Genomic DNA, 7,198 nt, shown 5'->3' with positions numbered 1-7,198 from the left:
GCGCCGCGCTGGATGATGAAGACGAAGCGGCGGTCGCTCGCCACATTGGCAAAGACGATACGCGGCGCCACGAGCATCGATCCCGCCCCGATGGCGGCCAGACGCAGAAAATCCCGGCGGTTGGTCATGCTCATCTCCGTTGAAAATCAGGTGAAACAAGCAGAAGGGCGATGCCCGTCTGGACGGATTCGGCGCGGTTGATTTCCGTTGCCGTGCTGTCGGTCAGCGCGTTTCCGAGCAGGTTGTTCGCCAGCTCTTCCGGTTTCAGCGACCGGTCCGCCCTTGCCGCCAGCCTTTGCGAAACCTCCACCCGCCGCACCAGCGCATCGGGAGCCAGCCAGCTCGCCGCGATATCGTCGTAACCGGCGGGTGAACGCGGCAGCCAGACCGGCTGCCCCAGCTGGTTCAACAGGTTGGCGGCGTTGGCTTTGCCAAGGTCGGGATAATCCAGCCCGCGCATGGCTGAAACCAGCCATTCCCAGGGAGTCTTGATCTTGGCAGACGGCACTGCCCATGCCTCCGGTGCTTCGACGAGCGCTCGATACACCGCCGGTAAATCACCGCCGGAGGCAAGAAACGCCTTGCTGACGCGGTTCACGGCGCCCTGGGGCGGGGTGTCGGCGATGAAATGGCGGCAGAGCTTTGTGGCGATGTGGTTTGCCGTTGCCGGATCGCTGGCCAGATCTTTCAGGACTGCGCCTGCCTGATCCTCGCCGGTTGCGCCGTAGACGCGGCGGCGGATCAGCCGCTTGCCCGGCTGATGCAGGCCGGGGCGATACTGAAATACACCGGCCTGACTGGCATCGGCCTTGCCGCCCATGCGTCCGGCGGACCAGCCGGTGAGGGCCAGGGCGAACTCCGTGACATCCTTCTGCGTATAGCCGGACCCGACGCCGACCGTGTGCAATTCCATGATCTCGCGGGCCAGATTCTCGTTGATCCCCGGCAGTTTGTCGGCATTGCGCCGCTTGGCGCGCGTGGCGAGGGGGCTGTCGGGACCCGCCGAACGGATCTGGTCGAGATAGATCAGCATGGCCGGATGCTGCTCGACGGCAAACAGCAGGTCGGTGAAGCGCCCGGTGACATGGGGGCGGATCGCGTCCCGCTCGAAGGCGCCGGCAAGGCTCAGCATCGCGGGATTGTCGGCCGACACGGCAAAGTGGTTCGACCAGAAATGCACGAGCGCTTCCAGGAAGGGCGTGGGCGTTGCAAGGGCATTGCGGCTGCGCGCGTCGATCTCGCCGCGGTAAAGCAGGCGGGCCGCCTTGTTCAGCTCCTTGCGCAGGGCGATTTTCTCGTCGCCGTCGAGCGCCTGCAGTTTTTGCCGGTCACTGGCATACTGCGTCGCGATTTCGGGTGTGGTCTGGAGCTGGGCAAAGGCTGCCGGGCGCGGTTCGTAGCGGCCGATCTGATCGAGCAGCCAGTGCCTGGGGTCGGCTGGAAGCGGCTCGCTAGCCCGCTTTCCCAAACCGAAGCGATTGACCGCAATGGCCGCCGTCGCATCTGTTGCCGTTGTAACCATGATCTTCTCCGTTCGCAGCCTGTCTGGCATTGACAGTCATTGAACGGGGGCACCGGAAAATTCCGTCGCGGGCATTCATTGTTTTTTTGCCGGCGTCTGCCGCAAAATGACATTGCGCTTTTTCAAGCCCTCGACAAGCGTCTTGCGGTCCTCCTGCGACAGGCTTTCGGCGAAGGCGACGATGGTCTGCTCGATGCGCGTCCGCAGGGCGAAATCGGCTTCGCGGGCTTTGGTCAGTTCCGCGTTGACCGCAGCGGGATCGATGACATCCTGTGCCAGCAGCCGGGCAATCTCGGCACGGCTTGCCCGCCCGGCATCGGCCAGCGGTACATTGTCCTTGCGGGCCGCTGCCAGATTTTGCCGCAGGGTCTTCTGTTGCTCCGGTGTCAGATATTCGGCGGCAAAGCGAACGCCGCGCCGGTTCTCCGTCGTCCAGGAATGACCGAATGTGTGCCAGATGTAGCCGCCGCCGATCACGCCGCCGGCAATGAAGACATTGAGGGCAAGCGAAGCGACGAGAAGGATGTTGCGTGACCGTTCACTCATTTACTCGTCCAGTTCATCAGAGATGTTGAAGGCGGTGACCGCATAGGCCTGGTCCTCATATCCGCGCGATTCGGCGGAATGGATGACGCCGATGAGCAGGGCGCCGGTGATCGCGCCCGCCAATCCAATGCCGGCGAGCCCGGTGCCCTGCCACCAGAGACGGGCGCGTTTCCAGCCGGACCAGGACTTGCCGGAGGAGGCGATGATGCGCTCGCGCAGCGCGGCCTCCGCCGGGGCGGTCCGGTACTGCGCCAGCATCCCGTCGAGTTCCGCCGCCAGCCTGAGGGCCGGTTGGGCTATATCGGGATGCTCCCTGACGAAGGCGACGGCGCCGGCCTGTTCGGGCGGCGGCCAGCGCCGCACCTCGGCACCATAGATCTCGGTCAGTTCCTGAAAGCGTTGCGGGGTCATTTTGCCTTCTCCTGTTGGGCAGTCTCTTCCAGGGCTGTCCGCAAATTGCGCCGGGCACGGGCCAGAAGGCTCTCCAGGGCTTCAATGCTGATATCCATGATCTGCGCTGCCTCGATATTGCTGAACTCCTGATAATATTGAAGCACGATGGCCTCCCTCTGCCGGTCGGGCAGGGAGGCGAGGGCCCGTTTGATCCGGTCGCTTTCGTCCCGGGTCGAAAGCGACTGTTCCGGGTCGGGGGCTGGATCTGCCCTTTCGGGTGTCTCGGCCACCGGCTGTTCCCGGTGCCGGCGCAGGCGGTCATAGCAGAGATTGAGCGTGACCCGGTGCAGCCATGTATCGAAGGTCGCCCGGCCGCTCTGCCAGCTGCCCGCCTGCCGCCACAGCCGGATAAAGGCTTCCTGGGCGACATCCTCGGCTTCATTCCGGTCGCCAAGCATCCGCGCCGCCAGGGCGAGCAGGCGCGGCAGCTTGCGTGTCACCATGGTTCGGACGGCCGCATCGTCATGCTGGCCGATCTTCACCAGCAGTTCTTCATCCGTGTTGCGATTGTCCAAGGTTTTGCACGCTTGCCGTTACTCCTGTGAACTGTCGGTGGCGCCCTTCTTGTGTCCGTGGCGTTCCTCTTTGGTCAATTGGCCATCGGAATTCGTGTCGAGGCGCTCAAACCGCTTCTTCGCTACAGTATCCATTTCCGCCGTATCGATGAAGCCGTCATGATTTGTATCGATCCGGTTGAACACCGCCGTGGGATCGCGCTTGGCATTCTTTGCGGCGGGGCGCTTCAGCCACTCCTCGAGCGAGAGTTTGCCGTCGCCGTCGGTATCGAATTTGAGCAGCCGCGCCCGGGCGGCGGCCTGATATTCGGCCAGTGAAATTGTGCCGTCGCCATTGGTGTCGGCCTTGGGTGCCGCCATCGCCAAGGTTGCGGGCAGGGACAGTGGCACCATGGCAAGAAGAACCGCAGCTACTCTCGATTTCATCAAACTTTTCCTTTCAGCAGACTGTCATTTGTCGTGACTTAAACGGCGGGAGCGGGACAATCCGTCGCTTGCGCTGAATTTTTTTGAAACCGCAGTGGGGGGACGGTATTGTCCCCCTGCGGCGTATGGCAGGGATGCCTGCGCGAGTGTCGCAATTGAGCCTCATGAACCCACTGGAATCGTTGAGCTTATCTTCACTGTGCCAAGCTGTGCAAAATCCATAGACGGTTAACTTGATGGTTTTAGAAGGAATTTTGATTCCGCCGCGGGCGCGGCTCATGCACAGGCGCCGCTACAGAACTGTAACAATAGTGTCATATGACTGTTATATTGGTTCTATAGACGGCAGACGACGTCGGAGGCGTCACACAGTTAATCCAACAGGAGCTGCTCCTATGAACAAGCTTATTTCCACCACTGCTCTGATTGCGATCTCGGTGATTGCCACGACAGTTGGCGCATCCGCTCGCGACCAGATCCAGGTCAGCGGTTCATCCACAGTGCTGCCATATGCCAAGATCGTCGCTGAAGCTTTTGGCGAAACATTCCCCAAGTTCAAGACCCCGGTCGTTGAATCCGGCGGTTCGGGTGCCGGCATCAAGGAATTCTGCAAGGGCGTTGGTGAAAACACCATCGATATCGCCAATGCCTCGCGTCCGATCAAGGACACAGAGTTGAAGTCCTGCGTTGACGCTGGCGTCAAGGACGTTGAAGAAATCCGCATCGGTTATGACGGCATCGTGTTCGCGACCGACATCAAGGGCCCGGATTGGGCGCTGGAGCCAAAGGACGTCTATACCGCTCTTGCTGCGCAGGTCGTTGTCGACGGCAAGCTGGTTGCCAACCCGAACACCAAGTGGAACCAGGTTAATCCGAAGCTGCCCGATTGGGACATCGCCGCCTACATTCCTGGCGAAAAGCACGGCACACGTGAAGTTTTCGAAGAGAAGCTGATGACTGGCGGTTGCAAGGCCACCGGTGCAGCCGATGCGATCAAGGCTGCCGGTCTTGACGAAAAGGCCGCTGCTGCCGCCTGTATCGCTGTCCGCAAGGATGGCAAGGCTATCGACATCGATGGCGACTATCCGGAAACACTGGCTCGCATCGATGCCAACAAGACCGGCGTTGGCGTCTTCGGTCTGGCCTTCTACGAAAACAATGCGGACAAGCTGAAGGTTGCAACCGTCAACGGCATCAAGCCAAGCACGGAAACCATTGCCACCGGCAAGTACCCGGTATCGCGCCCGCTGTTCTTCTACGTCAAGAAGGCGCATCTCGGCGTCATCCCCGGCCTGAAGGAATATGTGGACTTCTTCCTTGCTGACCAGATGGTCGGTCCGGATAGCCCGCTGGTAGAATACGGCCTGGTTGCTGCACCGGATGCAGAGCGTGAAGCTCAGCGCTCCGCATTCGCCGCCGGCAAGACCATGGCTGGCAAGTAAGCCGATAACCGGCGCGGACAGAACCCTGTCCGCGCCGGATATTTCTCGGGGCCTATGCTCTCGTTGCAGGACAGATCGGGGAAGCGTTGATGTCCACCTTGTTGGTTTTAGTGATTGTCGTTGCGATTGGTCTTGTCGGGTTCTTTCTTGGACGCCAGCGTGCCATCAGCAAAGATGACAGAAGTGTCAAAGCCCATTCCCTGCCGCATTATCACGGCTGGTGGGTTTTTCTGGTTTCCGTATTGCCAGCAATTATCTTCATCCTGGTCTGGGCCATCGGGTCGAGCTTCTATATCGAGCGCCAGGCCATCAACAGCCTGCCGGTGCACAACAGCGAAAGCGTCATTGCCAGCCAGAGCCTCGAGCTTGGCATGGTCGGCGGCATCGCGCGGGGTCTCGACAAGCTGACCGACCAGGAACGGGCGAACCTTCCAACCACTTTCTCCGAATTGCGGCCGCTGCTGTCGAGCAAGGGCGTGGCCCTGGCGACGGAAGGCCAGGACTTCATGATCCCCGTTGCCGTGCAATGGAACAAGAGCACGGCGCGCGCGCATAATATCGGCGCCGTGGTGGCCATTGTCCTTGCAGTTGCCGGTGCGATCTTCGGTCTGTCCGGCGTCAATGTCCGCACGCGGGCCCGCAACAATGTCGAGCGGATCATCCTCTGGGGACTGCTCGCGGCCTCGACCATCGCCATCCTGACGACGGTCGGCATCGTTCTGTCGATGCTGTTCCAGACCATCACCTTCTTCCAGTCCGTAACCCCGTCGAGCTTCTTCTTCGGCACCGTGTGGGATCCGCGCTTCTCCGCAGCCGGCGGCAATGGCGCGCAGGGTCAGTTCGGTCTCATTCCGCTGCTTGCCGGCACGCTCTATATCGCGCTGGTCGCCATGCTGTTTGCCGTACCGGTCGGCTTGTTCGCCGCCATCTACATGGCCGAATATGCCAGCCGGAGCGTGCGCTCGGTGGTCAAGCCGCTGCTGGAAGTGCTGGCGGGCATCCCGACGATCGTCTACGGCTTCTTTGCCCTTGTCACCGTCGGACCGTTCCTGCGCGATATCAGTGCGGCAATATCGGGCGGATATCCCTTCATCATGGCGCAGAGCGTGCTGACCGCCGGTATCGTGATGGGCGTGATGCTGATCCCTTTCGTTTCCTCCCTGTCGGACGACATCATTACCGCCGTTCCGGGGTCGCTGCGTGACGGCTCGCTCGGGCTTGGATCGACGCGTTCGGAGACGATCCGCCGCGTCGTGCTGCCTGCGGCTTTGCCCGGCATCGTCGGCGCGCTGCTGCTCACCGCATCGCGTGCCATCGGTGAAACCATGATCGTGGTTCTGGCGGCCGGTGTTGCGGCGAATCTCAACATCAATCCGTTCGACGCCATGACGACCATCACCGTCAAGATCGTCAACCAGCTGACAGGCGATCTCGAATTCAATTCACCGCAGACGCTGGTGGCATTCGCCCTTGGCCTCACCCTTTTCTTCATCACGCTGGCGATGAACATTTTCGCGCTTTACATCGTGCGTAAGTACCGGGAGCAGTACGAATGACCGACACAACACTCAATCCTGCTGCAGTTGCTCCGGCAAAGGTCGTCCGGCGCGACATCGGTCTGAAGCGCCGCTATGCCGCCGAGCGCCGGTTCAAGATTTACGGCATCACCGCGATTGCCATCGGCCTGTTCTTCCTGGTTGCGCTGCTCTACTCGGTGATTTCCAACGGCTACACGGCGTTCTGGCAGACGGAGGTCAGCCTCTCGGTCAAGCTCGACGAGAAGGTGATCGACCCCACGAACAAGCGTGCGACCGACCCGACCGTTCTGCTCACCGCAAACTATCCGATCCTGGTGCGCAATGCCCTTGCCGAAAAGCTGGGCGTCAGCCTTGACGACAAGCCGGCGATCCGCGAACTGAGCAAGCTTGTCTCCGACGGCTCGCGCAGCCAGCTGCGGGAACTGGTTTCAGGAAATCCGGCACTGATCGGCACGACACAGAATCTCTGGGTGCTGACCGGCGGCGACATCGACTCGGCCTTCAAGGGCCAGATCGACCTGAGTGTCGATCAGGCAAACCGCAAGGTATCGGACCGCCAGGTTGCCTGGATGAACACACTGGCCAAGGAAGGCGCCATGGCGCAGCGCTTCAACAGCGGCCTGTTCACCTTCGGCGCATCGAGCCGTCCGGAAACGTCGGGTCTCGGTGTCGCGCTCATCGGCTCGCTCTACATGATGCTGATCGTTCTGTGCCTTTCCCTGCCCATCGGCGTGGCCGCATCGATCTATCTGGAAG

At 61.2% G+C, this 7,198-nt stretch carries 9 protein-coding genes; 3 read left to right on the top strand and 6 right to left on the bottom strand.

The window, feature by feature from the left end:
• From RDL77_RS24465 to RDL77_RS24440, 6 genes are all read right to left on the bottom strand, one after another.
• Window positions 1-128, bottom strand: a 128-nt coding sequence (locus RDL77_RS24465) for a twin-arginine translocation signal domain-containing protein (protein ID WP_288195087.1), incomplete at its 3' end; no start/stop codon positions are given.
• Window positions 129-130: 2 nt separating this feature from the next.
• The gene (locus tag RDL77_RS24460) at window positions 131-1,522 is read right to left on the bottom strand and encodes a DUF1800 family protein (RefSeq protein ID WP_288195086.1); all 1,392 of its coding nucleotides are present in this window, start codon (window positions 1,520-1,522) and stop codon (window positions 131-133) included.
• A gap of 75 nt (window positions 1,523-1,597) precedes the next feature.
• On the bottom strand, window positions 1,598-2,068 hold the full coding sequence (locus tag RDL77_RS24455) for a periplasmic heavy metal sensor (protein WP_288195084.1): 471 nt from the start codon (window positions 2,066-2,068) through the stop codon (window positions 1,598-1,600).
• Complete coding sequence (locus RDL77_RS24450) at window positions 2,069-2,479, bottom strand: hypothetical protein (protein WP_288195082.1); 411 nt, start codon at window positions 2,477-2,479, stop codon at window positions 2,069-2,071.
• Window positions 2,476-3,036: an RNA polymerase sigma factor gene (locus RDL77_RS24445; RefSeq protein ID WP_223613683.1), complete on the bottom strand. Its 561-nt coding sequence runs from the start codon at window positions 3,034-3,036 to the stop codon at window positions 2,476-2,478. The genes RDL77_RS24450 and RDL77_RS24445 overlap by 4 nt, the downstream gene beginning before the upstream one ends.
• 18 nt (window positions 3,037-3,054) lie before the next feature.
• Complete coding sequence (locus tag RDL77_RS24440) at window positions 3,055-3,462, bottom strand: EF-hand domain-containing protein (RefSeq protein WP_288195080.1); 408 nt, start codon at window positions 3,460-3,462, stop codon at window positions 3,055-3,057.
• A gap of 395 nt (window positions 3,463-3,857) precedes the next feature.
• Here RDL77_RS24440 and RDL77_RS24435 point away from each other — a divergent pair, with 395 nt between their 5' ends.
• The 3 genes from RDL77_RS24435 to RDL77_RS24425 all read left to right on the top strand — a co-directional run.
• A complete protein-coding gene (locus RDL77_RS24435; RefSeq protein WP_223613681.1) occupies window positions 3,858-4,904 on the top strand; it encodes a substrate-binding domain-containing protein in 1,047 nt (348 codons plus the stop codon).
• Between the two features lie 89 nt (window positions 4,905-4,993).
• A complete protein-coding gene (pstC, locus tag RDL77_RS24430; protein ID WP_223613680.1) occupies window positions 4,994-6,460 on the top strand; it encodes a phosphate ABC transporter permease subunit PstC in 1,467 nt (488 codons plus the stop codon).
• The coding region (locus tag RDL77_RS24425; protein ID WP_288195078.1) for a DUF3333 domain-containing protein at window positions 6,457-7,198 on the top strand (742 nt) is incomplete at its 3' end. The genes pstC and RDL77_RS24425, both read left to right, overlap by 4 nt.

The organism is uncultured Phyllobacterium sp. (assembly GCF_902479695.1).
Taxonomy (GTDB): domain Bacteria; phylum Pseudomonadota; class Alphaproteobacteria; order Rhizobiales; family Rhizobiaceae; genus Phyllobacterium; species Phyllobacterium calauticae.
The sequence above is the reverse complement of the archived record's forward strand: the minus strand, read 5'-3'. Positions and strand labels throughout refer to the sequence as shown.